The following is a 25,654-nucleotide window of genomic DNA, read 5'->3' as shown; positions in this document are numbered from 1 at the left end:
TTTGAGTTGAGGCTTGGGCAGATGAAACTCATCCACCCGCACGGGTTAACTTTGAGTGTACGAGATGGGCGACGTGTAGGCGCGGTCCTGCACCGAAGTCGGAATGTCGTCCGGAACCGAGACTCCAAAAACCTTGGCATCATAAGTTGTCCAGCGCGGCGTCGGAATCTCGGTTACCCGTACGTAATAAAAGGCGTGTTGGTCCGGGTCGAAGTCAGTATCCGACCAAAAGACCTCGAGCATCGGTGCGCCAATCGCATTGGCGTAGGTGGCATTTTCTGGATCGACTGTGTTGCCGACGGGAGCATCGCAGCGATGATCCGCAGCCGGGCCGCGATTGCCTGCGCCGGTGATCGCCTCTTTCATGCGGATGGGGTCGTTGGTGGGCTCCAGAGCGGAAACCTTGCCAAAGAAATTGTCCTCGGTCGATGTCGCAAGACCGGTGTGACTGTCGCTTGACCCAAGCATCCCGAATTTGAACGGGTTCTCGCCCAGATCGTTCTGATAGGCCAGCCCCCGTTTCAGCGCTTTGCGCGCATATTCGCGCGGTAGCATCTCGGGGGTTTTGAGCTGGGTTCCAAAGCTGCCCTTGTCCCAGGTTTCGAAATCCGCGAAGGCATCGTCGGGGGACAGGGTGGCCAGAGCAAGACCGGCATCGGCCGAATAAGCCGTTTGCAGGTGCGTGTCGCCGAACAATACCTGATTGGGAAAATCGTGATCCAAATAGGGCGAATACCCGGCGCTTTCCGGCGGAACCTGGATAAATTCCTGAGCAGTAACCGGCGAAAGCGCAAGAACAAAGGGGACGGTCTTCAGTATAAGTTTTCGACACATTTTGGCCTCCGCTGTCTAGATGTAAGCGCGCTGCACAAGAACACCGCGCTTAACATCCGGGTTCTTTATTATTCGCATGTTAGAATGAACTTAGCACTCTAATACAATGCGCCATTTCCAGCGGCGGGCGAGATTTGTGGCAAAGCCTTGGTCGTTTTATTCCTGCAAACGGTACTGCAGATCGATCAGGCACTGCTCTTCAACGTCTGAGGATGAAGGCCCCTTGCGCCTCCACTAATGGAAGAGTGTATCCCCAGCATCCATTGAGATGGTGGTGCCCTTTTCCCCTCGAACCGCTGCGGGGACATCGGCAAGAGCGCAGATAATAGACCGGCCACCCGTTGCTCGTACGAAATCCTGCGCGGCTTGCACTTTCGGACCCATGGAACCGGCTGGGAAATCGTATGCGTCCAAGGCGTCCGGCGTAATTGACCGGATGCCTTTCTGATCGGGCGACCCCCAGTTCAGGAACACGGCCTCGGCATCTGTTGCGATGACAAAGAAATCGGCGCCAAGGTTCCGGGCCAGCAGACAGGACGCGAAGTCTTTATCGATGACCGCTTCGACGCCCACAAGTTTCCGATCGGCTTCCTTGTCATACATCGTCGGAATGCCACCGCCGCCGGCGGCAATCACCGTGGCGCCTTTTTCCAGAATCCAGCGGATCGGCTCGACCTGAAAGATGCGTTTTGGCCGGGGCGAGGGCACGACACGGCGCCAGTAGTCACCGTCCGGTTTCACCGTCCAGCCTTTCTCGGCGGCTTCCTTTTTGGCATCGGCCTCGGAATAGACCTGACCGATGAACTTGGTTGGATCGTCGAAGGCGGGATCGTTGGGATCGACCTCGATCATCGTCAGCAGGGTGGCGATGTGATGTTCGAAGGGCAGGATGTTTCCCAGCTCCTGCTCGATCATATAGCCGATCATGCCCATGGTTTCACCGACCAGAACGTCCAGCGGGTATTCCTCGACATCTGTGTACATGATTTCCTGCAGGGCTAGCATCCCGACCTGCGGGCCATTGCCATGGGTGATGACGGTCTCATGCGCTTCGCACAGCGGGGCGAGGGCTTTGGCGGCAATCTTTGCGTTCTTGCGTTGATTGTCCGCCGTCATCTCCTCACCCCGTTTGAGAAGCGCGTTGCCGCCTAGGGCTACAACAACGCGTCCCATGGATCAGGCCCCCAGCGTGGCGACGAGGATCGCCTTGATGGTGTGCATCCGGTTTTCAGCCTGCTCGAACGCGATGTTCATATCGCTCTCGAAGACCTCCTCGGTCACCTCCATTTCTGTGATGCCGAACTGTTGGTGAATGTCCTGACCCACCTTGGTTTCCAGATTGTGAAAGGCTGGCAGGCAGTGCATGAATTTGACGCCAGGGTTTCCGGTGTTCTTCATCATGTCCATGTTGACCTGATAGGGGCTTAGCAGCTTGATCCGCTCGGCCCAGACTTCTTTGGGTTCACCCATCGAAACCCAGACATCGGTATGGATGAAATCCGCACCTTCCACGGCCGAGGTGTCGTCGGTGATCGTTACCCGCGCGCCCGATTTCGCCGCGCGTTCCATGGCCAGTTCCCGCACATCGTCATGGGGTTGTGTTTCTTTGGGTGAAATCATGCGGACGTCACAGCCCATGATCGCGCCCAGCATCAGCAGCGAGTTGCCCATGTTCGACCGGCAATCGCCTGAGTAGGCATAGACGATGTCCTTGCGGGGCTTGTCGGCGTGCTCGATCATGGTTTGCATGTCGGCCAGCATTTGGGTCGGGTGCCAGTCATCGGTCAGACCGTTATAGACCGGAACACCGGCGTAGTCCGACAGGGTTTCAACCATGTCCTGGCCGGCGCCGCGGAACTCGATCCCGTCGAACATGCGGCCCAGCACGCGGGCGGTATCCTTCATGGATTCCTTGTGGCCAATCTGCGACCCCGACGGATCCAGATAGGTGATATTTGCGCCCTGATCATAGGCCGCCACCTCAAACGCACAGCGAGTACGGGTCGAGGTTTTCTCGAAGATCAGACAGATGTTCTTGCCCTTCAGCGATTGCTGCTCGGCTCGAGCGTATTTTGCGCGCTTCAGGTCGCGGGCCAGATCCAGCAGGTACAGCATTTCACGCTGACTGAAGTCGGCGATTTTCAGGTAGCTGCGGCCTTTGAGGTTGAATGCCATTTTGTTTCTCCCTAACAAAAAGTCTTTGGACGCAGGGGGTTGCGCCCTTTGTAAATTCAATATGCGGGGTCACGGTCGATCGGGCAGGTCATACAGTGCCCGCCACCGCGTCCGCGCCCAAGCTCCTGACCCGAGATTTCGATGACTTCGATCCCAGCCGCGCGCATCTTGCCGTTTGTGAACGTGTTGCGCGCATAGCCCACCACCACACCGGGTGAGAGGGCCACGACGTTGTTGCCATCGTCCCATTGCTCTCGTTCGGCCTGGAATTCATTACCGCCGGTCGAGATGACATCCAGCGAGTTCAATCCTAAGGTTTCTTGGTAGACATCGAACAGATGTCCTTTTTCCACTCGGATATCCAAATCCCCGCGGTCGCCGGGGCGGATCGAGATGCAGGTGATCTGATCGGCGACCTCTTTGAACGCGGTTACCTTGTCGTGGTCGAGGCAGGTAAAGACGGTATCCAGATGCATGGCTGCGCGGCTTTTGGGCATCGCACAGGCCACCACACGCTCGGCCCCGCCTTTGCGGAACAAGGCTTCAGCAACTTGGGCCACCGCTTGCCGCGTAGTGCGCTCACCCATGCCGATGAATACAGTGCCGTTGCCGACCGGCTGCACGTCGCCACCTTCGACCGAAGCAAGCCCGAAATCCCCGTCACTGTCGCCCCACCAGAACTCGAACTCGGCGTCCTTGAACATCTTGTGGTGCCGGTAGACGGTCCGCATGATAAGGGTTTCCGGCTTGCGCGCGGGCCAATACATCGGGTTCGTTGTAACGCCGTTGAAAATCCAGCAGGATGGGTCGCGCTGAAACTGCGCGTTCGGAATGGCGGGCAGGATGAAATCACCAAGCGTCACCAGATCGCCAAACTGCTCATCGATCATGCCTTTCGGCAGGTCGGCGAAGATGATCCCGCCCAGCATGTGTCGTGCCAGCAATTTGGCGTCCATTTCATCCAGCCACGCGCGCATCTCGACTGAAAAGCCAAGTCCGACCATGTTCGGGGTGATCAGGCGGTCCAGCAGGAAGGCGCGCGCTGCCGGGTCCGTTGCAATCGCATCGGCCAGCAGATCCTGAATGTCATACACCTCAACCCCGCGTTCGCGCATCAGCGAACAGAACTCGGCGTGATCCTTGCAGGCCTGTTCAACCCAGATGACGTCGTCGAACAAAAGCTCTTCGCAATTGCGCGGCGTCAGGCGGTCATGGGCCAGCGACGGGCGCGAAACGATCACCTTGTTCAGCTTTCCAATCTCGGAATGAACGCCAAATTTCATGGCAAATCTCCTTTCGAGGCATCATTTTTCTGAAAGTCTTCTGCTTCTCTGGCTTGGTTCCATCGGACCCAGACATGGATCGGCACACCGGCCAGCAACAGAACCGTGCCGATCAGGACCGTTTCAGCGCCTGACCCGATGAAGGCCCAGACCGAATAGATGAACCCCAGCGCGCCAAGCACGACCACTTTTACCAGTTCAGGGCCGCGCAGCAACTCACCGCCTTTCAGACGGATCATGATCTCGGCAACGGAACATATAGCGTAGGGAAGAAGGCTTGCCACCACCGCCAGCAGAATGACGAAATTGAACGCCGCGACTAGGCCTTGGGCGTAGTTCAGAATGATCAGAACCGAGGCCAGCACGTTTGATAAGATCAGCGCTTTCGCAGGCGTTCCGAACTTTGACTTCTGCGCAAACGTGGCGGGGAAGACCCGATCCAGCGCCGCGCCATACGGGACCTGGCCGCTGAGCAATGTGAACCCATTGAGGGTGCCGAATGTCGAGATCACCGCACCGCAAGCAATGAGAATTGCCCCGAACGGGCCAAACATGACCTCTGCGACCGCCGCCAGAGGGGCCGCCGATTCCGCGAGGAGATGTGGAGGAAGAACCCCCATCGAAACGGCGGTGACCGAGATATAGACCGCCGCGGCGATGATCACGCCGATGACGGTGGCGCGGGGGATAGTCTTTTCCGGCTCGACTACATCGCCCGAGGGCACGGTTGCGGATTCCAGCCCCAGATAAGCCCAGAGTGTCAAAGCCGCCGCCGCCGAGATTGCCGAAAAAGCCGTTGTTCCGCTGTGATTGATCGGAGTGTAGTTCGCGGGCTCGATCCAGAAAACGCCCAGAATGCCGATCAGAAGTAGCGGTGCGAGCTTCAGAACTGTGGTCACGACCTGCACCGCTCCAGCACCTTCGACGCCGCGAATGTTGATTAGCGTCAGCGACCAGATCGCGACCAACGCGGTGGCCAGCCCATACATTGGCACTTCGACGATGATCGGGAACAGGAACCCCAGATACCCCACGAGTGCGACGGCGACGGCCGCATTCCCGGTCCAAAGCGCGATCCAGTACCCCCAGGCAATAATGAATCCGGCGAAATCCCCGAAGGCTTCTTGCGAATAAGCATAGGGACCGCCGGGTTTCGAGACGACGCGGGACAATCGCCCGAAAATGATCGCCAGCACAAGCGCGCCCGCTGAAGTCAGAACCCACCCGCCAATGGCAATCGGTCCAAGCGGCGCCAGTGAGGCTGGCAGCAAAAACACTCCGGACCCGATCATGTTCCCAACGACCAAGGCGATACATGCGGTCAGCCCGAGGGCGCCAGATGTCGTCTTGGCTGAGGTTTGATCGGTCATGGCGAAACCTCAGTTCGCCGTGCTTTCCGAGGTTTCGGTCGCGGGCCCGTCTATGCCCGGGTCGACCATCGCGCCGACCGTCAATGCTGCGCAGATGATCACGGCCAGAATGAGCAGCAGCGGGAACACGAAACGCAGCCAACGGTCATAGGACACGCGCCCGATGGCCAAGCCGCCCATGACGACTGCAAAGGTTGGGTTGAACAGGTTCACCCATCCGTTTGCCGATTGATATGCCGTTACGACCAAATCACGCCCGACACCCGCAAAGTCGGCCAGCGGCGCCATGATCGGCATCGACAACGTCGCCAGCCCCGAGGACGAGGGGACTAGGAACGACATCAGGATCTGAATGCCAAACATGGCATTGATAAAGGCGAACTCGCTGAGCCCAGCAACAAACCCCTCGGCGCTGGCCAGGATCGTGTCCGTGATCTTGCCCGCATCCATGATGACGACCACACCGCGGGCCACACCGATAATCAGCGCAACGGCCAGTAAATCGCGGGCGCCATCGACGAAGGTGTCGACAAAGGTCGCCTCATCCATCCGCGACCCTTCGTCCAGCTTGCCGACCCACCAGACGATGATCGCCATGACGAGAAACAGGCCCGACATCTCAGCCATCCACCACCCCAGCGCGACCACGCCATAGATCATGATAGCAAAGGTCAGACCGAACAGCATCAAGATGACCGACCGGATGCGGGTCATTTCAGGGAAGGCATCGTCGCCTTGAGACCCTTTGAGGAAATGCGCCCGGTTCTCGTCAGCCTGATCCGCCACCACGGACTGCGAAGGATCGGCCTTGACCCGAGACGCATAGCGCATGACGAACGCGATCCCGGCCAGAAGGCACAAGGCAAGGATGATGAACCGCAGCACGATCCCGTTGGTGAAGGGAATTCCCGCACCTTGCGAGGCCACGACGGTCGCAAACGCGTTGAAGGTCGAACCCAGAGTGCCAATGCCCGCGCCCAGCATGATCACGGCGACTCCGGTCAGTGAATCGTATCCCGCCCGGATGAACACCGGAATGATCAGCGCGTAGAAAGCCAGAGACTCTTCGGCCATGCCATAGCTGGTTCCACCAAAGGCAAAGGCTGTCATCAGGATCGGGATCATCAGGATCTCTCGCCCCGCAAGCCGGTGCAGCAACCAACCTATCCCCGCATCGATCGCGCCCGTTTTGGTTACAACCATGAGGAACCCGCCGATAATCAAAACGAAGAACGCAACATCGATCGCCGCGCTGGACGAACTGCCCAGAAGGCCCGGGTCATACATCCCGGCGATGGGGGCCAAAATGACCGAGGTGATGCCCTGCGGGTTAGGGTCAACTTCATGGTATGTGCCCGGAACCGGCGCCTCGCTGCCAAGTGCTTCGTTCATCTGGCGTTCGTATTCACCCGCAGGGATAACCCAGGTCAGGGCTGCGACGACAGCAATCAGGATGAACAGGATCGTGAAAGCAGTAGGGAATTTGAACTTCGACATAGGAAACTCTCGCTGCTTGGGCGTTATGCGATCATTTTTCAAACATTCGAATTTTATGTTCTCAATTTAGTACTAAAATGACAGTTTTCTATTCACGTCAACTGTTTGTAAGGCTGACGTGGGAGTAGTTTGACGGCGGTGACCTCGGCCGTGTGCTCGACCAGTAGGACGGCGCGTTACGACCGAAAGGTGCTGATCGGCTTGCCGAACACTTTGGTGAATGAACGGCCCAGTGCTGACGCGCAGGAAAAACCGCATCTCAGGGCAATTTGCTCGGTGCTCAACCGTGTTTCTTGCGCCAGATATCGCGCGTGTTGCAGGCGATAGAGCTTGTAGTATTTCCCGGTCGTCATCCCCAGCTCTTGCGCGAACGCCCGGTTCAGCGTCCGTTCAGACAATGAAACACGCTTGGCCAGTTCAAACGTGGTCAGCGGGTGTTCGACATTCTCGGCGATAATGTTCAGAGCATTCAACAGTTTAGGCGATCCCCGATCACGCAGCCAGGCCGCGCCGCGCTGTTGGTCTTTTTGGCGGGCCGGATCAAAGAGGAACATGCTCGACGCATCAAATGCCGCGGCCGGACCAAACGTGTCCTGTATGAGTTCCAGAACCATCTCCAATGCGGTACTGGCCCCGCCGCATGTCAAGAACGGTCCGGACCTTACGAATCTCGCTTTGGACACATCCACCTTCGGAAAGGCCTCTTCGAACGCATCCAACTCCTGCCAGTGAATGGTTGCGCTGTGGCCATCCAGAACTCCGGCTTCGGCCAGCAGCCAGGACGCCGTATCCAGCGCCAGCACGCGCCGCGCATTGCGGGACGCCAGCCGGATCAGCGAAACCAGTTCCTTAGTGATCTGTTCGCGCACGCTGTAACCGGCCACGATTACCAACGTGCCTCGCGTTCGTTCCGGATCAAATCGCCTGTCCGGTGAGAACTTCAGCCTGCTGGAACTGGTGACGGTCCGGCCATTCAGGGTTGTCACTTCCCAATCCAGACTGGCGAACATCGCGCGCATTTTGACGTCGCGCAGGGGTTCCAGCGCACTGGCCAGAACCATGTTCGAAAACCCGTCCAACAACAGGAATTCGAATTTTTCATGTGAATCTGACGACAAAAGTATTCCTCCTGACGAAAACTGTATCGTTTTGGCCGGAGAGTTGAAAGTAACTTCGCGTCACTTCGTCACCTGACGACTCACCCCTTTCGCCGAGTGGAGGCCGTTTCACCATGCTGGATGCTGACCTTCTCTGGACACCCAGTGCCGAACACATTTCGCAGACCCGGCTTGCCGCGTTCCACGACCTTGCAAGCCAGCGGGCAGGGGAATCGCTCGACACCCATGTCGATCTGCACCGGTGGTCGGTGGATCAAACCGATGCATTCTGGCGTCTGGCATGGGAGTTCTGTGGTCTGGTCGGTGAGGCCGGGGACACCACACTGATCCCTGATGCCGATCCTCTGAGTATCCGGTTCTTCCCCAAGGCGCGCCTGAACATTGTAGAGACCTTCCTGAAGAACCCCGACGACCGGGACGCTATCATTTTTTACGGCGAAGATGGCCGCCGCCTACGGTGGAGCCGCGCTCAGCTGAAGGACGAGGTTGAGCGTTTGGCCGCCGCCTTGCAAGACGCAGGCATCGTCGCGGGCGACCACGTTGTGGGTTACGTTCCGAACATGCCGCAGACTGTGGCGGCCATGCTGGCGACGGCGTCACTGGGGGCTGTGTGGTCTTCTTGTGCGCCGGAAAGCGGGCCGGATGTGGTTGTGGACCGGTTTGGTCAGATCGCACCCAAGCTGATGTTCGCGGCGGACGGCTATTTTTACAATGGCAAGGTCTTTGATACCCGTGAGGCCATCGCCACAGTTGCATCGCGCGTGCCGACGATCGAACAGGTCATCGTCTGGCCCTATGCACAGGACGGTGCCGACCTGCCCGAGGGCATGACTGTCTATGACAGCTTCATACCGGCTGAGGCCCCGGCACTGGAGTGCCGCCCGTTGGGGTTCCGCGATCCGCTTTACGTGATGTTCTCGTCAGGCACGACTGGCAAACCAAAATGCATCGAACATTCGGGCGGTGGCACCTTGCTGCGTATGCTGGTCGAGCAACAGCTGCACTGCGACCTGCGCGCGGGCGACCGGATGTTCTATTACACCACCTGCAACTGGATGATGTGGAACTGGCAAGTTGCCGCGCTGGCCTCCGAGGCCGCGATCATCCTGTTTGACGGCAACCCTGCCTATCCGGGCATCACCCGACTGTTCGATCTGGTCGAGGCAGAGCAGGTCACCCATTTCGGAATCTCGGCGAAATTCATTGATGCCGCGTTCAAACGCGGTGTTCGGCCGGTCGACAGCCACTCTCTTCCCTTCCTTCGTGTTGTGCTGTCGACCGGCTCTCCCTTATCACCGGACGGGTTTGAATATGTGTATCGGGACTGGAAAGCGGATGTGCAGCTGTCCTCGATCTGCGGGGGCACGGATATTCTGGGCTGCTTCATCGGCGGCTGTCCGACATTGCCGGTGCATAAGGGTGAGATTCAGGCCCCGATGTTGGGGCTGGACGTGGCCACTCTGGACAGTGACGGCAACCCGGTGGCAGGCGTGGCAGGTGAGCTGGTATGCCGCAATGCGCATCCGTCGATGCCGACCCGTTTCCTGAACGATCCGGGGCAGGCGCGTTATCGCTCCAGCTATTTCGAGACCTACCCGAATATCTGGCGTCAGGGCGATTTTACCATCCAGACGGGCCAAGGCGGCTATGTCGTTCTGGGCCGGTCGGATGCGACGCTGAACCCCGGTGGCATCCGGATCGGCACGGCCGAGATTTACCGGCAGTTGGACAAGATCGAACAGGTCGAGGATTCGGTCGTTGTCGGCCAGAACATCAATAACGATGTGCGTGTCGTTCTGTTCGTGACCACACCCGAGGATGTGCCGCTGGATGGCGATCTGATCGCGCGGATCAAGTCCGATATCCGCACCAATGCCTCACCGCGGCACGTTCCGGCGAAAATTATCAAAGTCGCGGATATCCCGCGTACGAAATCCGGCAAAACCGCCGAACTGGCCGTTCGGGATGCCGTCAACAATCAACCCATCCGTGACCTGACCGGCCTGATCAATCCCGGCGCGCTGGCCCAGTTCACCGACCACCCTGAACTTAAATGCTGATCGAAGGATACTTATCATGCCTCTCGCAATGAATCGTGAAGTTTTCATCACCTGTGCCGTCACCGGTTCGGGTGGTACGCAAGACAAATCTCCGCACGTGCCGCGCTCGCCCGAGCAGATCGCCAACTCGGCCATTGACGCGGCCAAGGCGGGTGCTGCCGTTGTGCACTGCCACGTGCGTGACCCTGAAACCGGCGCGCCCTCGCGTGATCTGGGCCTGTATCGTGAGTTGACCGAGCGTGTTCGCGACGCCGAGGTCGACGTGGTTCTGAACCTGACCGCAGGTATGGGCGGTGACATCGTGTTCGGCTCGACCGAGAGCCCGTTCCCGGTCAACGAAGCTGCGACCGACATGATCGGCGCGACCGAGCGGATGGCGCATATCGCGGAATGTCTGCCCGAGATCTGCACCCTGGACTGCGGCACTATGAATTTTGCCGAGGCCGATTATGTGATGACCAACACTCCCGGCATGCTGCGGGCGATGGGTCAGATGATGACCGATCTGGGTGTGAAGCCTGAAATCGAAGCCTTCGACACCGGCCACCTGTGGTTTGCCAAGCAACTGGTGAAAGAAGGCATCCTGGAGCCCAACGCGCTGGTTCAGCTGTGCATGGGTGTTCCTTGGGGTGCCCCGAACGACATCAACACCCTGATGGCGATGGTCAACGCGGTACCGTCCGACTGGACCTGGTCGGCCTTCTCGCTGGGCCGTGACCAGATGCCGTACGCGGCACAAGCGGTTCTGGCAGGCGGCAACGTCCGCGTCGGTCTGGAGGACAACCTGTTCTTGGACAAAGGCGTTCTGGCCACCAACGCACAACTGGTCGAGCGCGCCGTGACCGTGATCGAGAACATGGGCGCCAAGATCATCGGCCCCGATGCGGTACGTGAAAAGTTGGGCCTAACCAAGCGCGCACCCGTTGCAAAAGGCGCCGCAGCATGAGCGCGCTGCAAAAAGCAACCATCGTCGGCGGTGGCGTAATTGGCGGGGGCTGGGTTGCCCGGTTCCTGCTGAATGGCTGGAACGTATCGGTTTTTGATCCCGATCCCGAAGCGGAACGCAAGATCGGTGAAGTGCTGGCAAACGCCCGCCGCGCCCTGCCTGCGCTCTATGACAAGGCGATGCCCGCCGAGGGGACGCTGACCTTTCATGATGATATCGCCGAGGCTCTGGCCGGTGCTGCATGGGTTCAGGAAAGCGTACCCGAACGTCTGGACCTCAAGCACAAGATCCACGCGCAGATCGACGAACTGTCGCCTGCGGATGCGGTGATCGGGTCCTCGACCTCGGGGTTCAAGCCGTCCGAACTGAACGAACACGGCGGTCGTGTTGTCGTGGCGCACCCGTTCAACCCAGTCTACCTGCTGCCGCTGGCGGAATTGGTGGGCGACGCGGACACCTGCGCCAAGGCGTCGGACATTTTGCGCTCGATCGGGATGTACCCGCTGACCGTCCGCAAAGAGATCGACGCCCATATTGGCGACCGTCTGCTGGAAGCCGTCTGGCGCGAAGGTCTGTGGCTGATCAAGGACGGCATCTGCACCACCGAAGAGCTGGACGAAGTCATCCGCATGGGCTTTGGCCTGCGTTGGGCGCAGATGGGCCTGTTCGAGACCTACCGGATCGCCGGTGGTGAAGCGGGTATGAAGCACTTTATGGCTCAGTTCGGCCCGGCCTTGCAGTGGCCCTGGACCAAGCTGATGGACGTGCCCGAATTCACCGACGAGCTGGTTGACCTGATCGCCGGTCAATCGGATGCGCAATCCGGCCACATGTCGATCCGCGAACTGGAACGGCTGCGTGATGACAACCTGATCGGCATGATGCGCGCGCTGAAGAAAACCGGCAGCGGCGCCGGCGGCGTGCTGAACACGCACGAAGCCACCATGCCCGAACCGGCGGTTGATGATCTGCCTGTTACCGTGGATCGCACCATCCCACAAAGCTGGACCGACTATAACGGCCACATGAACGAGGCCCACTACCTTGAGGCTTCGGCTCAGGCGACCGACCGGTTCATGGAGATGATCGGCGCGGATGCGGACTATGTCGCGGCAGGCAACAGCTATTTCACCGTCGAAAATCACATGCAGTTCCTGGACGAACTGCACGCGGGCGACCGGCTGAAAATCACCACGCATGTGCTGCAGGGTGAGGGCAAGAAGATGCAGCTGTTCCATTGCCTCTATGGCGAGAACGACCAACTGGCCGCCACTGTCGAAACCCTGTTGATCCACATGGACCTGAACGCGCGCAAAACGTCGCTGCCGTCCGAGGCTGTGGCTGCAAATCTCGCAACCTACGCACAGGAACACGCGAAAATGCCTGCGCCTCAGGGCGTCGGCCGTCACGTGGGCCTGAAGGGCTAAGAAACGCATGTGCCGCCTCTTCCTCTCCCCGAATTAGAGGCGGCATTCACTGGCGGATCGGGTCAACAGAACCCGATCCGTTTTTTAGGAGAACCTGTTCACCACGGCATAGCTTGGTCAGAAAGGGAGGGCTCGATGGACGAGCAACATCAAAACTCACATCTTGTGGCGAAGGAGGGGTTCTTCACCGGCCTTCACCCGGGAATGGGCATCGCGGCGAAAGGCATGATCGCAGCCTTTGTCATTTTCACGGTCATGAACGTGGAATTTGCAGGCGGTCTGTATAAATCAATCCGCAGCTGGATCGAAAACGGCCTGAGCTTTTACTACATCACCCTGTTTGCCATCGCGTTCTTCTTCTGCCTCTGGCTGATGTTCTCGAAATTCGGAACCCTGCGTCTGGGTGACGATGACTCACGCCCCGAGTTTGGCAACTTCAGCTGGGTCGCCATGCTGTTCTCGGCCGGTATCGGTATCGGTATCCTGTTCTTCGGGGTGGCGGAACCGATCTTCTATTTCGACAACTCTCAGGTCTGGGGTTATCCGAACAACCCCCACGCCGATCTGGCGGGCCACTCGGAAATGGATATGCAGCGCGCCATTGACGCGATGCGTGTCACCTATTTCCACTGGGGTCTGCATGGCTGGGCGTTGTATGTTCTGGTTGGCCTGAGCCTCGCCTATTTCGGCTTTCGAAAGAAGCTGCCACTGACCATGCGCTCGGCTCTGTACCCGCTTATCGGTGAACGCATTTACGGCCCCTGGGGTCACGCTGTGGACCTGCTGGCGGTGTTCGGTTCGGTCTTCGGGATTGCCACCTCGCTTGGCCTAGGGTCAAGCCAGATGGTGACGGGCCTCAACGTTCTGTTCGGTATCGAAGGATCGACGGCGCTGCAAATCGGTCTGATCGTTCTGGTCAGCATCATCGCCATCGTCTCGACCGTATCGGGCGTGGGCAAGGGCATCCGTATCATCTCGGAATGGAACATCTGGCTGTCGATCCTGCTGCTGGCGATGTTTGTCATCATTGGTCCCTTCCAGTGGCTGATGGGCTTTTTCGTGACGTCCATGGGGGATTACCTGTGGAATTTCGTCCCGATGGGTTTTTGGGCGGCGTCCTCTGACGAACATATCGCCTGGCAGGGTGGCTGGACCATTTTCTACTGGGGCTGGTGGATCGCATGGGCACCGATGGTAGGCATGTTCATCGCGCGTATCTCGCGCGGTCGCACCATTCGCGAATTCATGGTGGGCGTGCTGTTTGTACCGACCGTTATGGTGTTCTTCTGGCTGTGCATGTTCGGCGGCAATGCCATTTGGCAAGAGCTGCACATGGGCGCGGGTCCGGCTTCGGAAAACGGTGCAGGTGTGATCGAAACCGTGCGGAACTGGGATCTGCCAGCTGCGCTCTATGGCACCATCGGAAATCTGGGTGCCACCTCGTGGATGGGTGCTCTGGACTGGATGGCGTGGCCGATGTCGGCTCTGGCAACCATCCTGCTGTTCTCGTGGTTCGTGACTTCGGCGGATTCGGGCACTCTGGTCATCACCACCATGCTTTCGATGGGTGACGATAACCCACCGAAAAAGTTCCGCATCATCTGGGGTGTCGGGATCGGTGCCACCGCGATTGCCTTGCTGTTGGCAGGCGGTCTGAGCGCATTGCAGACAGCCTCGATCGCTGCGGCCTTCCCGATCTCATTCGTGCTGATCGCAATGGTCTGGGGCCTGATGAAGTCGCTGAACGACGATCCGTCGGCCGCTCCGATCCAGACACAGAGTGTTGCGCCTGACGGAACAAGGCTGAAACAAGACCTTCACGCGTAAAAGCCTGAAGAATTATGCAACTCCACTGGGCGGTTTCGCCCAGTGGCCCAAAGCAAGGAACTGACCCATCGGGATGCCCACAATCACCGATCGGTCCGTTCTTTGCTCATTATGAATTCTAAACAAGTTAGATCGCATCTCCGGCCTTTGTGGCTCGATCTGTCACGGATTAGGGGCGAAACCGATTGGTTTACAGCCCTCTATGGTAAGTCGGGATTTTTTGCCTGAGGTCCGGTTTTCCGTCAGTGCGTTTATCTTTCTTCGCCTGCAACGTAGTGCGAAAGAAACATGTCCACACAGTCTTCCATGATGCCGACTGTATCCTGACGTTCGCCAAGCAAATACACTGGCCAAAAGAAAAAGGTCTTGACCAACGCCAGAAGTTGGCTGGCCGCATACGAAGGATCAGCTTTGCGAATGGTCCCCGCTTCCATGGCATCGGCGATGAGCTGAGTTATGGGGTAATCATGACACATCAGCTCGGCGTAGAACGCCTTTGATCGATCAAGATCACGAAGAAGTTCCGCATTGACCATGCGGTTCAATCCCAAGGTTTCGTTGTCTGTAATAACCACAACGTACTTCTCAAGCGCGTCTACAAGTTGTTCTTTCAGGTCGCGATCAGGATCATAGGGAACTGGCGCCATGACTCTGTTTCTGTCGATCATGATTTGGGCAATCGCCTCAAACAACGCATCCTTGCTTTCGAAGTGGTTATACAGCGTTCGGCTCGACACACCGGCGCGTTTTGCAATTCTTGTCGTATTGGCACCATGAAACCCATGCTCGCGGAATTCTTTGACCGCGGCTTCAATGATGTTTTGTCTTTTTATTTCTGTCAGCTTCATTTGGCGGCCTGGAGGATGCGCTTGTATTTGCTGTCACCATGCGCCGATTACGTGAAGTGCGCAACTCCCTGATACACTGTATGGAAACGACTAACCGTAAAGTCTCTTGTTGACTGACGTACGGGTCAAAACTGCGTAAATGCTTTTGGCAGTGGGGTAAGTCGCATCAATGCGGCATACGTATCCTTGCAGCTACCTGACAGTCGACAATCACCTCACAGCAGTGCGCGTGGTGCCTGTTGCTGCACTTTGACTGTCGCGCGTGCTGGAAGCGCGAATGGCCCCCAGCACTTTCGATTTGAGCGTGGCTGCTGCAACCTACCAGAGGTTACAGAAATTCAACGCCGCTGTTGATCATCGGCAAGGCGTTGACGCGTGGGCCGTTTGCGGCGATGGCATTGGCCAGAGCGGGTGCGGACGGGGGTGTACCCGGCTCACCGACCCCCGAAGGCGCCTCGGCCGACGGCACGATATGAACGTCGATCGCTGCAATGTCGCCAATCCGAAGGGGTTCGTAGTCGGGGAAATTGGATTGATCCACGACTCCATCCGTCAGAGTAATTTCGTTGCGCATGGCGTGGCCCATACCGTACCCGATACCGCCTTCCATCTGAGCTTTGACGACGTCCGGGTTGACGGCGAGGCCGCAATCAACGGCACAGGTCACGCGCTCGACCTGAATGCCGTTTTCAGCCGTGCCTGAGACTTCGACAACTTCAGCCACATAGGAGCCAAAGCTTTTGTGAACGGCCAGTCCCTGGCTGCGGCCCTCAGCTACCTGCCCCCAATTTGCTTTTTCGGCAGCCAGTTTCAGAACCCCGGCAAGACGCGCCTGATCCTTGTCGCCACCCTCCAGCAGCTCCAGACGGAATTCCAGCGGATCACGCCCTGCTGCTTTGGCAACAACGTCGATCATGCTCTCCATGACATAAGCTGTGTGTGTATGCCCAACCGAACGCCACCACAGAACGGTTGTGGTTTTGGGCGCGTCGCTTAGACCGACATACAGGTTGGGAACCATGTAGTGTGTGTCGTTCACACCTTCGACCGAGGTGGCATCAATCCCGTCCTTGATGACGAAGTCCTCAAAAACGGTGCCTTTGATCAACGATTGCGCCGCAATACGGTGATCCCAACCCAGGACGTTGCCTTCGGCATCAAGTCCGACCTTGACGCGGTGCGCGACGGCGGGGCGATAGAAGCCACCCGTGATGTCGTCTTCACGCGACCAGACCAGCTTGACCGGACGGGTACGATCAGTTGCAGCAAAGGCTAGCGCGGCTTCTACTTGATAGTCACTGTCTGATGTGGTGCGGCGACCGAAAGAGCCACCTGCCAGTGTGACGTTGATCTTGATTTTCTCCCACGGCAGTCCCAGCGCCTGAGACAGCGAATTGTGGACGATTGTGGTGCCTTGGGCCGCATCGTGTAGAATAACGCCGCCATCTTCGCCGGGCTCGATGATGCAGTTCAGCGGCTCCATTGGCGCATGGGCTAGCAGCGGGAAGTAGAAGGTTTCTTCAACTACCGTCGTCGCCTCGTCGATTTTGGAAGTCGCACTGCCGGCATCGCCGGTAACATCATATGTTGGTTTAGCATCCAAAAGCGCCATCATTTCGGATTGAATTTGGTCCGAGCTGCGAGTTTCGGCTTCGGAATCGTCCCAAGTGACTTCAATCGCGTCGCGGGCCTGGAAAGCGGCCCATGTGTTTTCGGCGTAGATAGCCACCGAATTGATCGCAGGCAGTGCTTCGGTACCGATGAAACCGCGAATGCCTTCCGCTCCGCTTGCATCAAAATCGACAAGTTTTCCACCCATGCGCGGGCTGCGCAGAACCGTTGCAAAAATCTGGTTGTCCAGATGCAGGTCCATCGCGAATTTCGCGCTGCCGTTGGTTTTGGCTGCGCCATCCTTTCGGCGCAGGTCAGAGCGACCGATCAGTTTGAATTCGGACGGATCTTTGAGTTTCGGCTCGGCGGGCGCCTCGAGTTGAGACGCCGCGACCACATAGTCGCCCAACGGAGCAGCGTGGCCTGCTCCTGCAATGGTGCCGTTTTCGATGCTCAGGTCAGCGGCAGAAACACCCCAATCACTTGCGGCGGCATTGATCAGCATGTCACGGGCGGCAGCACCAGCGGTGCGATACTGAACATATGAGTTTGCTATCGCGGTCGAGCCACCAGTACCCTGAAGCGTGCCCAGATGCAGGTTGTTGTATAACTGCGGGTTGGATGGCGCGAATTCGAAATCGATCTGGTCCATCTGAACGCCCAATTCTTCGGCGATCAGTGTTGTCAGGCCCGTGGCCGCACCCTGACCAATTTCTGCGTGCTTAACGATTGCCGTCACGCGCCCATCTGTGGCCAGTTTGAGGAACGGGTTCATGACAGCCGGTTCGGCACCTGCGGCTACTGCACCATTCGGACGAACGCCAACGGCCAGAACGGCACCTGCGGCAGCGGCTGACTTCAGAAAACCTCGGCGGGAAAGAGTCGTCATGATCAGGCCTCCAGAATTTCTGATGCGCGCTGGACGGCGGCGCGGATACGTTGGTAGGTGGCACAACGGCAGGCGTTGCCGTGCATATAGTCGTTGATCTCTTCGATGGTTGGCTTGGCGTTTTCGCTCAGCAGGCCAACGGCCGACATGATCTGTCCCGACTGGCAGTATCCGCATTGCGCTACGTCCAGCTCGACCCAGGCTTGCTGAACCGCGGCGCCAACCTTGTCTTCCGCCATGGCTTCGATTGTCGAGACCTCAGCGTCTTCAACGTCTTCGATGAAGGTCTGGCACGAGCGCACTGGCTCTCCGTTCAAATGCACGGTGCAGGCCCCGCACGAAGCTACACCACAGCCGAATTTAGTGCCGGTCATCTTCAGTTCGTCCCGGATTACCCACAACAAAGGTGTCCCGGCTTCGGCTTCAACCTCTCGGGTTGCGCCGTTGATTTTCAATGAATAGGCCATAAGCCACTCTCCCCTCTGCCAAAGGTGTCGCGTTTCTGGGAACCCTGCAGACGCATCATGCAAGGCCTGGATATCGAACTCCTGCCAAGCACCGAGCGAACGACCAATCCATCCTCACGAAGATTCGTCGAATTGTTCGGGAGATGTGCAAAAGAACATTTAAATGTTTACTATTGGGTTTCGCACATTTTGTAAACTTTTAGTTGTACTATTTTGCGCGCATGCTGTGATGCTCTGGGTCACTTTTGAGTGACTATGTCTGATACCAAGGTGTACGGGGCAGGGGCATTCTGGTCGCAATACTGGCCTGAAGCTGCGAAGCAGTTGTTTTTAGTGCCTCGATTACCAAGTCACGCCGATTATCAATGAGAGCACTGGCAAAATGTGGAATGGTCAGAGATGCGATCACGGATTGACCCATGCCATGCCGAATGGGGGCCGAAATCTCATTGATTGCGTTGCTCTCAGGGCTACTGAGCGAGATAAACCCCTGATCCGCACAAGTTTCAGCTTGGTCGGAGAATTCCTTCTGTCCATCCGCGCTTTGGTCCGGGGCAATGCGTTGCAGAAACGCTAAACGTTCTGCTTCCAATTCAATTTCCGACAAGAAACAGGCCCCGGCCGAAGTTGGAAAGATCGGGTTCGTATATCCGACCTGCACCGTGACTCCATAGTTTTGCGACGACGAAACGCTGTTGATCACAACCAGATCGCCCGTGCCGCTAGGTACCCAGAGATGGTTGGACAACTCGGTTTCCTCAGCCAAGCGCTCCATATATGGTTCCGCCAGTTCCGCCAGTTTGCTGTTGTCTGTGCGTTCGCCTCCCAGCAAGGCGAGCTTCCCGGTCAGTTTGAAAAGATCACCTTCCTGCCGCTCAATATAGCCTCGCTCTTCCAGCACGATCATCATACGGAAGATTTCGTTCTTCGACCGACCGATGCCATTGGCGAGTTGCGAAAGGGTGGGGGCCACGTCCGAAAGCGACAAAAACTCGAGAATATCCAGACCCTTTTCCAATGCGGGCGCTGAATATTTCTGAAGCTTTGTCTTTGGCTCGGTCATGCAATTCACCTCGTTTCATCTGCTTTCTCAAAAAAGAGGGCAGGGGCGCAAGCCCCTGCCTGCCCGGCCGACCATCCCGACAGGGAGGAGAAAGATCGTCGGCCTTGCCTGATTATTTCAGACCATTCTTTTTCAGGACGTCATCAGCGTTTTCCGAAGTGATTGCCTCGGTGCCCATGACAACCTCCTTCGGAACTTCCTCACCCTTCAGATGCTTAAGCGCCTGACGCAGGCCTTCGGCGCCAGGAGTAGGGTACAGGAAGGTGGCCGACAGTTCGCCATTGGCAACCCAAGTCACACCTTCGCCCGGAAGCGCGTCAACACCGATGAAAATGATGTCATCCGCCCGGCCTGCATCCTTGGCTGCCAGATATGCCCCATAGGCCATCGGATCGTTGTGGCCATAGACCATGGTGATGTCTTCAAAGTTACGCAGAGCGGTCGACATGATGTCGTAAGCCTGATCCTGCTTCCAGTCGCCGGATTGCTGGTCCAAGAGGAAGCTTACACCGTCTTCACCTTCGAATGCTTCATGGAAACCATTGGCCCTGTCATGTGCGGCTTGGGTGCCCAAACCGCCCCAGATTTCGACGATAGTGCCTTTCGCGGCTCCCGTTCCGCCTAGCTGATCGAGCGCGAACTTGCCAGCTTCCCGACCGATCAGTTCATTGTCGCCACCGACCCATTGGACGAACTTGTCGGTGTCCACGTTGCGGTCCAGAACGAAGACGGGGATGCCCGCGTCGGTCGCTTGCTCGACCACACCGGTCAGACCAGCGGATTCCTTCGGCGAGATCAGGATCGCGTCGACTTCCTGACGAATGAAGTTCTCAACATCGGCCACCTGTTTTTCAGTGCGGTCATTCGCGTCGGCGATGATCAGTTCGACATTTGCATGTTCGTCCGCCTCGGCACGCAGGTCCTTGTTGAACTGAACACGCCATGGCTCAACCGTGGTGACTTGCGAAAAACCGATTACATAATTGTCAGCCGCCAGCACCATCGAGGCCGAAAACGAGGTTGAGAGCGCGGTGGCAGCCATCAGGCTCTTGCCAAATGTTCTTCTTTTCATAGTTTACTCCTTAGTCATGATGCGGGTTTCTCCAAATTCCCGCGTACTGATTGCTCTGACCTTGGTCCGCCAAGATCTGAGGTCAGAGCCTCCTCCCTCTGCCCAGGCGCTCTTTCGCCATGACAAAGATCTCTTCAAATCGCCCTTCCTGAAGCAGGACGGCGACCACGATGATGATGCCCTTCAGCACCAGCTGCGTGTTGCTGTCGATGTTGTTGAGTTGCAGGATGTTGCTGAGGAACCCGAAAATCAGCACACCCACGAACGTCCCCATGATCGCGCCGCGCCCGCCCATCAGGCTGGTTCCACCAATCACAACAGCCGCAATTGCCTCCAGTTCCAGGCCCAGACCAGCATCCGGTTTGCCTTGCCGAAACTGCGCGACATAGAGAACACCTGCCAACGCGGACAGCGAGCCTGCGATGGCATAGGTGACAATCTTGTTGCGGCCTACATTGATGCCCGCCAAACGTGCGGCTTCTTCATTGCCGCCGATAGCCATCAGGTAGCTACCGAAAGTCGTGAACCGGGTGATCAGAAAAAACACCAGCAAAACACCCAGAAAGAACAGGCCGGGCACTGGCACCACGCCCCATAGCAATTCGCGAAGAACTTCGAAGTTCTCGGTGGCATTGCTACCCGTATAGACCGGATACACAGCCGTATCCTGTCCGGCGATGACACGGGCCAGACCCAAGGCCCCGACCATCATTGCCAGCGTCACAATAAAGGGCTGCAACCGGCCATAAACGATCAAGGCACCGTTCACCGTACCCATAACGGCCCCGATACAGGGCACCACGATCAGGACGGCCAGAACGCCGAATTTTGGCATGACCTGACCTGCCAGCCAGATCATGACGCCAATCGCTATTGCTGCTGCCACAACCCGGCTGAGCATCCGCGAGGGCGCGCTTGTCATTGCCGCCGTCTCAGATTCACGGTTCAGGTTGTTTTGGACAAAGTGGATCAGCGCGCCGATGACGACGAACAGAACGATGCCGGTGGCTGGAACACCGAAATAGCTGGCGGCCGTCCAGCCCTCCTGCGTCAGCAACATGGCGCAGATCACCGTCCCCAGTGCCATGACCGACCCAACCGAAAGATCGATTCCAGCAATGAAGATCACCATCGTCATGCCGACGGCTACAATCCCGGTGACCGAGACCTGTCGAAGAACATCCGTCAGGTTACCCAGCGACAGGAAGATATTGTTGCCTTTCGACGACAGCGGAGAGGTCAACGCTCCGAACAGGATCAGGGCAAACAAACCCCAGTAGAGTTTCGTCTTGTTCAGCAAGTGTATCAACACCGAACTGGTCTGGTGTTCTTTCTTTACTGTATGGCTGTTGGGTTCCATAACGGTCATGTCTTTTCTCATATCCGGATCGGTCAGCGAAATTGCATCGCCAGGGCTTTGATTGCATCCACACTCATCTCGTCACGCGACAACTCTCCGGCCAATTGTCCCTCGCACAGGACAATCATCCGGTCGCACACGGCCATGAATTCGGAGAGTTCGAAACTGGCAAACAGCACCGAGATGCCTTGATCCGCCAGCCGTCCGACGAGATCGTAAATTTCATCCTTTGCGCCGATATCGATGCCGCGTGTCGGTTCATCCAAAAGCAAGACGCGAGGCTGCGTCGCCAGCCATTTGCCCAGCACAACCTTTTGCTGGTTACCGCCGCTGAGCTTTCCGACCGGATGCTCGGGGCCGGTGGCCGCAACCTTGAGCGTTTCGATTGCCATGAGAGCCTGTTTGCGCTGTTCGGCCTCGGAAAATCGTCCAAAACGGGACTGCAAAGGCATCAGCGGCAACGCCACGTTTGCTGAGATTGAGCGATCAAGGATCAGACCGTTCCCTTTGCGGTCCTCGGTGATCAAAGCCAATCCGTTTCGTACCCCATCCTGAGGTTTAACAGGTCGTAGCTGACTACCTGCCAGCGTTATCTCACCCTGATAACTGGCACCTCTTGCGCCGAATAATGTTTCCAGCAACTCAGTCCGGCCGGCCCCCAAAAGACCGCCGATACCCAGAATTTCTCCGCGCTTCAGATCAAACGAAACGTCGTCCAGCACTCTACGCTTGCCGTCCCACGCCGACAGGTTCGCAACCTGCAATACGGTTTCATCCGTTGCCGGGTTCTGCCGTTTGACCGCATTGATCTCGACCGTGCGTCCCACCATCATTCGGATCAGTTCGGCCGAGGTCGTCTCGGTTGCAAGTCGAGTGCCGATCAGGTCGCCATCACGCAAAACCGTAACCCGATCCGAGATTTCAAACACCTCATCCATGCGGTGAGAGATATAGACAACGGCAACACCCTGCAGGGCCAGGTCACGCACGACTTCCATCAGAATGTCAGCCTCGGCCTGTGACAAGGCGGACGTGGGCTCATCCATGATCAGCAGCCGCGCGTTCATCAGCAAGGCGCGAGCGATCTCAACCAGTTGCTGCTCGCCGACACGCAAGTCTTTGACAGGTGTATCGATGTCCAGCGTGAACCCAAAGCGGGCCAGAGCCTTACTGGCCTTGTCCCGCAGCGCTCTGCGGTCGATGAAAGCGCCAAACTTCTTAGGCTCATGACCTAACAGCACGTTCTCGGCCACGGTCATCTCGGGGATCAGGCTCAATTCCTGATGCATGATGACGATGCCATGTTTCTCGGCATCCCGGGGCGCATCGAATTCAACGGTTTCTCCGTCAATCTGAAACGTTCCGAAGGTCGGTTTCTGCACGCCGCTGATGATTTTCACCAGCGTGCTTTTACCAGCCCCATTCTCGCCCATCAGCGTGTGAATTTCACCGCCTTCGAATTCTAGCGTCACATCACGGAGGACGGAAACACCTGAAAAGGACATTCTGATCCCATCCAGGGATAACGTAATCTGGCTTTCTGTACCCTGCCTCGCCCGCAAGGCAGATTGGTGTGTCGTCATCACGGCGCCTCCCCACGCTGTGCAAACGAGTCCCTCAGGATCGTTTCATATACGAAACCACGTGTACCAGTGAAGCGTCAAGTGTTTTTTGGACTGGTTATTGGACAGTGGAAACAGCTGCAATTTACTAGCCTGCAAAGTCGATAGGTATCGCAGGCTTTAACTAGGCGGCTATGTCTGCGGGGAACTGATGTGGATGGTTGAGGAGCGTGCAATTTGAGTGGCTTAACCAGAAACTCATAAGTCACGAGATTGAGAAACGCCGTGTCTTCTAAAACGCCGGGCATAACGTAGCAGGCCATATCCTAGAAAAACACCAGACGTTTTTTTGCGCGGGACAGCAACATGTCGCGAAGGTTCGCATACCGCGTGGCGCAGTCCATGTCACGGTGCTTCCACACAATCCGTTCACGGCCAGAAGCTCAACATCCGACAGTTCAATTTTGGCCGAGCGCATGAAAGAGAAATCCTCGGTCGCCAGTGACGCGTTGGTCAGGCTTTGCAGAATCTCACGCGAATTCGCAAATTTTTGTTTTGCGTGTTTTCGTGTCGTTGGGTTTCTTTCACGAACCGGGCACTGTCGACAATGTCCACATTATTCCTGGTGAGGTGAGGGGAACTAAACCCTGGGGTTGACGGAAGCAAAACGGGTGCATTGCATCAGAGCGCAGTTTTTAAGCTGCTGCGGGCTCAAAACTCCAAACGATGCGCGCGGCCGCGTTCAAAGAGTTTTTGGTTCAATTCATCCACTTCGGGTGCGCCGTATTCCAGCGCAAAGACAAAAGCATGGGTCAGGTAGAAACAGGCGGCGTCATGATCCTGACGCTGCTCTGCCTGATTTGCCGCCTCGTGATAGAGGCGGATCAAGGCAGGCAAATCATGGTCCGCATGTGCTTGCAACAATTGTTTATCCAGCGCGTCCTGATCCACGGTCAGCCTTTCAGCGAGATCGAAATGTTCTTGATGAGGACGTAGTTAAAAAGCGCCTCAAGCCCTTGCCCCCTTCAAACCACGATCCGGCCAGAAAGCTCCTGGCCAGACCGTCGTTCAGGAATTCGCTCATGCTTCGGCGCGACCTTTTTCGACCTGCGTCGCGACCCAATGGTGAAAGCAATGTGTTGGCCCATCCATCACTGGCGAGAAACGGCCGCCGTCGAACAGAACGCCGTGGCGTCCCTTTTGCATCCCTTCGACCACGAACACGTCTTCCTGAAACACGGTGTTCCACAACGCCGAGTTCTTTGCGCGCAGCGCCTCATGCTGTGGTGCATCTTCAGGTTTCTTGGCGTAATAAAGTTCGATATGCTCGATCGTCTTTTCCTGCGTCACTGGCTCGAGGATAAAGGCAAAGCCGTGGTCGCGCTGCACGCCCAGCATGACGTTCGGATAGACTACGATATACTCTGCGCCTTCGGTCCACTTTTCGCTGAGATTGTCAAAATCGTTAAGCTTCTCGCCGTCCTGACCTTCGAACTGTCGATAGACATAGGTGCCCTGACCGGAATATTTGCCCAGTTCGTTGATGTTGTAGTGATCCTCAAGACGGGAATAGCTGTTCAGACCGGGGTGTACCCAGGGCAGGTGATAGCTTTCGCAGAAGTTTTCGACGGCCAGTTTCCAGTTCGCGTCCAGTTCCAGACGCACCGAGGCACCGGCGCCGCCGTGATACATCGGCTGCTCGAACTCTTTCCAGCGCTCCATTAACTCGCCATGGACCTCTTCGAACTCTGGTGCGTTGCCGTCTACGTTGACGAACACAACGTCGCGCCAGACGTATGATCGAATGCGCATCAGACCAAGTTCAGAAAAATCCAGATCCTCGTGGGTGTTCTGGCCTGGGCCACCGACATGGGGGGCAGTGCGCAGCTCACCATTCAGGCCATAGCACCAGCTGTGGTAGGGACAGCGGATCGCGCCGCGGATTTTCTGAGGTTTGTCAACCAGGATCATGCCACGATGACGGCAGGTGTTCTGGAACACACCGATCTCGCCATTGCGGTCGCGGACCATCAGGATGGGCATTCCCATGAAATCAACGGGTTTCGCATCACCTGCCTCGGGGATGTCCTTGCCAAATCCGATACCGGACCAGTTGGCAAACAAGACGGCCTCACGTTCCTCGGCAAAAACGGTGGGGTCGATATAATGCGCGTTCGGCAGCCCCTTCGCTGTGTTTACCGGGGTCAGAACGGACGAAAGCGATGCGTGCTTATTCATCAGTCAC

20 protein-coding genes are annotated in these 25,654 nt (G+C 57.2%); 4 read left to right on the top strand and 16 right to left on the bottom strand.

Annotated features, from left to right (window positions below):
• Positions 1–45: 45 nt before the first annotated feature.
• The 7 genes from ACR0ER_RS20685 to ACR0ER_RS20655 all read right to left on the bottom strand — a co-directional run bounded on the left by ACR0ER_RS20685 (position 46) and on the right by ACR0ER_RS20655 (position 8,277).
• On the bottom strand, positions 46–834 hold the full coding sequence (locus ACR0ER_RS20685; protein ID WP_170335510.1) for a DUF3604 domain-containing protein: 789 nt from the start codon (positions 832–834) through the stop codon (positions 46–48).
• A gap of 234 nt (positions 835–1,068) precedes the next feature.
• A complete protein-coding gene (arcC, locus tag ACR0ER_RS20680; protein ID WP_480770563.1) occupies positions 1,069–2,007 on the bottom strand; it encodes a carbamate kinase in 939 nt (312 codons plus the stop codon).
• A gap of 3 nt (positions 2,008–2,010) precedes the next feature.
• Positions 2,011–3,009, bottom strand: coding sequence for an ornithine carbamoyltransferase (gene argF / locus ACR0ER_RS20675; protein ID WP_480770562.1), 999 nt, complete (start codon positions 3,007–3,009; stop codon positions 2,011–2,013).
• Between the two features lie 56 nt (positions 3,010–3,065).
• Positions 3,066–4,292 carry an arginine deiminase gene (locus ACR0ER_RS20670; protein WP_480770561.1) on the bottom strand — a complete coding sequence of 409 codons (1,227 nt, stop codon included), beginning with the start codon at positions 4,290–4,292 and terminating at the stop codon, positions 3,066–3,068.
• A complete protein-coding gene (locus tag ACR0ER_RS20665) occupies positions 4,289–5,662 on the bottom strand; it encodes an amino acid permease (protein ID WP_480770560.1) in 1,374 nt (457 codons plus the stop codon). The genes ACR0ER_RS20670 and ACR0ER_RS20665 overlap by 4 nt, the downstream gene beginning before the upstream one ends.
• 9 nt (positions 5,663–5,671) lie before the next feature.
• Entirely contained in the window at positions 5,672–7,159 is a 1,488-nt protein-coding gene (locus ACR0ER_RS20660) for a YfcC family protein (RefSeq protein WP_480770559.1), read from the bottom strand.
• A gap of 176 nt (positions 7,160–7,335) precedes the next feature.
• Positions 7,336–8,277 (bottom strand): GlxA family transcriptional regulator, encoded by a 942-nt coding sequence (locus ACR0ER_RS20655; RefSeq protein ID WP_480770558.1) that lies wholly within the window; start codon positions 8,275–8,277, stop codon positions 7,336–7,338.
• Between the two features lie 113 nt (positions 8,278–8,390).
• On the opposite strand from ACR0ER_RS20655, the gene ACR0ER_RS20650 reads away from it, so the two are divergent.
• From ACR0ER_RS20650 to ACR0ER_RS20635, 4 genes are all read left to right on the top strand, one after another.
• Positions 8,391–10,337, top strand: a complete 1,947-nt coding sequence (locus ACR0ER_RS20650; protein WP_480770557.1) for an acetoacetate--CoA ligase — start codon at positions 8,391–8,393, stop codon at positions 10,335–10,337.
• A gap of 16 nt (positions 10,338–10,353) precedes the next feature.
• The gene (bcoG, locus tag ACR0ER_RS20645; protein WP_480770556.1) at positions 10,354–11,283 is read left to right on the top strand and encodes a 3-dehydrocarnitine:acetyl-CoA trimethylamine transferase BcoG; all 930 of its coding nucleotides are present in this window, start codon (positions 10,354–10,356) and stop codon (positions 11,281–11,283) included.
• Complete coding sequence (locus ACR0ER_RS20640) at positions 11,280–12,710, top strand: carnitine 3-dehydrogenase (protein ID WP_480770555.1); 1,431 nt, start codon at positions 11,280–11,282, stop codon at positions 12,708–12,710. Before bcoG ends, ACR0ER_RS20640 begins: the two co-directional genes overlap by 4 nt.
• A gap of 135 nt (positions 12,711–12,845) precedes the next feature.
• Positions 12,846–14,537 (top strand): BCCT family transporter, encoded by a 1,692-nt coding sequence (locus ACR0ER_RS20635; RefSeq protein ID WP_480770554.1) that lies wholly within the window; start codon positions 12,846–12,848, stop codon positions 14,535–14,537.
• Positions 14,538–14,788: 251 nt separating this feature from the next.
• Here the strand turns inward: ACR0ER_RS20635 and ACR0ER_RS20630 are convergent, their stop codons facing one another.
• From ACR0ER_RS20630 to ACR0ER_RS20590, 9 genes are all read right to left on the bottom strand, one after another.
• Positions 14,789–15,385 carry a TetR/AcrR family transcriptional regulator gene (locus ACR0ER_RS20630; RefSeq protein ID WP_480770553.1) on the bottom strand — a complete coding sequence of 199 codons (597 nt, stop codon included), beginning with the start codon at positions 15,383–15,385 and terminating at the stop codon, positions 14,789–14,791.
• 328 nt (positions 15,386–15,713) lie between these two features.
• Positions 15,714–17,888, bottom strand: a complete 2,175-nt coding sequence (locus ACR0ER_RS20625; protein WP_480770577.1) for a xanthine dehydrogenase family protein molybdopterin-binding subunit — start codon at positions 17,886–17,888, stop codon at positions 15,714–15,716.
• Positions 17,888–18,352, bottom strand: coding sequence for a (2Fe-2S)-binding protein (locus ACR0ER_RS20620; protein ID WP_480770552.1), 465 nt, complete (start codon positions 18,350–18,352; stop codon positions 17,888–17,890). Before ACR0ER_RS20620 ends, ACR0ER_RS20625 begins: the two co-directional genes overlap by 1 nt.
• A gap of 253 nt (positions 18,353–18,605) precedes the next feature.
• Positions 18,606–19,415 (bottom strand): IclR family transcriptional regulator, encoded by an 810-nt coding sequence (locus ACR0ER_RS20615; protein ID WP_480770551.1) that lies wholly within the window; start codon positions 19,413–19,415, stop codon positions 18,606–18,608.
• A 112-nt stretch (positions 19,416–19,527) separates the two neighbouring features.
• A complete protein-coding gene (locus ACR0ER_RS20610; protein WP_480770550.1) occupies positions 19,528–20,487 on the bottom strand; it encodes a substrate-binding domain-containing protein in 960 nt (319 codons plus the stop codon).
• 82 nt (positions 20,488–20,569) lie between these two features.
• Positions 20,570–21,856 carry an ABC transporter permease gene (locus ACR0ER_RS20605; protein ID WP_480770549.1) on the bottom strand — a complete coding sequence of 429 codons (1,287 nt, stop codon included), beginning with the start codon at positions 21,854–21,856 and terminating at the stop codon, positions 20,570–20,572.
• A gap of 23 nt (positions 21,857–21,879) precedes the next feature.
• Complete coding sequence (locus tag ACR0ER_RS20600; RefSeq protein WP_480770548.1) at positions 21,880–23,430, bottom strand: sugar ABC transporter ATP-binding protein; 1,551 nt, start codon at positions 23,428–23,430, stop codon at positions 21,880–21,882.
• Between the two features lie 690 nt (positions 23,431–24,120).
• A complete protein-coding gene (locus ACR0ER_RS20595; protein WP_480770547.1) occupies positions 24,121–24,360 on the bottom strand; it encodes a hypothetical protein in 240 nt (79 codons plus the stop codon).
• Between the two features lie 129 nt (positions 24,361–24,489).
• A complete protein-coding gene (locus tag ACR0ER_RS20590) occupies positions 24,490–25,647 on the bottom strand; it encodes an aromatic ring-hydroxylating oxygenase subunit alpha (protein ID WP_480770546.1) in 1,158 nt (385 codons plus the stop codon).
• Positions 25,648–25,654: the final 7 nt, after the last annotated feature.

It is taken from the genome of Ruegeria sp. CH8, assembly GCF_056536985.1.
The sequence above is the reverse complement of the archived record's forward strand: the minus strand, read 5'-3'. Positions and strand labels throughout refer to the sequence as shown.